The 1,031-nt window shown below is 65.2% G+C and carries 1 pseudogene; it reads left to right on the plus strand.

From position 1 onward, the window contains the following. Positions 1-1,013: pseudogene (locus AC0L2V_RS32175) on the plus strand (IS3 family transposase); the annotation flags it as partial. Positions 1,014-1,031 lie beyond the last annotated feature (18 nt).

The following is a 1,031-nucleotide window of genomic DNA, read 5'->3' on the forward strand; positions in this document are numbered from 1 at the left end:
TGGAAGACGAGAACGCGAAGCTGAAGAAGCTGCTCGCCGACCAGATGCTGGAAGCCTCGGCGCTGCGCGAGCTTCTGTCAAAACAATGGTAGGGCCCGTCGCCTAGCGCGAAGCCGTCGCGCATCTGCAAGCCACGATAGGCTTGTCGGAGCGGCGGGCCTGTTCCTTCGTGGGCGCCGATCGCAAAATGATCCGCTACCAGTTCCGGCGTCCGCCCGAGCAGGAACTGCGCCGCCGTCTGCGCGACCTCGCCAATGAGCGCCGGCGCTTCGGCTATCGACGCCTGTTCATTCTGCTCAGGCGCGAGGGCGAGGCATCGGGGATCAACCGCATCTATCGGCTCTACCGCGAGGAAGGGCTGGCGGTGCGCAAGCGTCGGGCAAGGCGACGAGCGGTCGGCACGCGGGCGCCGATCCTGGTCGAGGCGAAGCCGAACGCGCGCTGGTCGCTGGACTTCGTGCACGACCAGTTCGCCTGCGGCCGACGCTTCCGCGTGCTCAACATCGTCGACGACGTGACGCGGGAATGCCTGGCCGCCATCCCTGACACCTCGATCTCCGGCCGGCGTGTCGCGCGCGAACTGACGGACCTGATCGCCAAGCGCGGCAAGCCCGACATGATCGTCTCCGACCACGGCACGAAGTTCACCTCGAACGCGATCCTCGCCTGGTCGAAGGATCATCGCGTCGAATGGCACTACATCGCGCCGGGCAAGCCGATGCAAAATCGCTACGTCGAATCCTTCAACGGCCGGATGCGCGATGAGCTGTTGAACGAGAGCCTGTTCTTCGGCCTCGATCACGCCCGAAGCGCCATCGCCGAATGGAGGCAGGACTTTAACACGGCGAGGCCTCATTCCTCGCTCGCCTACCAGACCCCGGCGGCCTTCGCCGGAACCCTCGCCGCAACCGGCTATGCCGCTCTGCTCGATATGGCTTCGCGTCTCGCCGGTTGCTCAACCCGCGCCCTACGGCGTAACAGAAACAGCTGAGGCTCTAATCGCCGCCGGATGACAGTTCAGTGGCAGGTCA

Source organism: Mesorhizobium sp. WSM4814, from assembly GCF_055811595.1.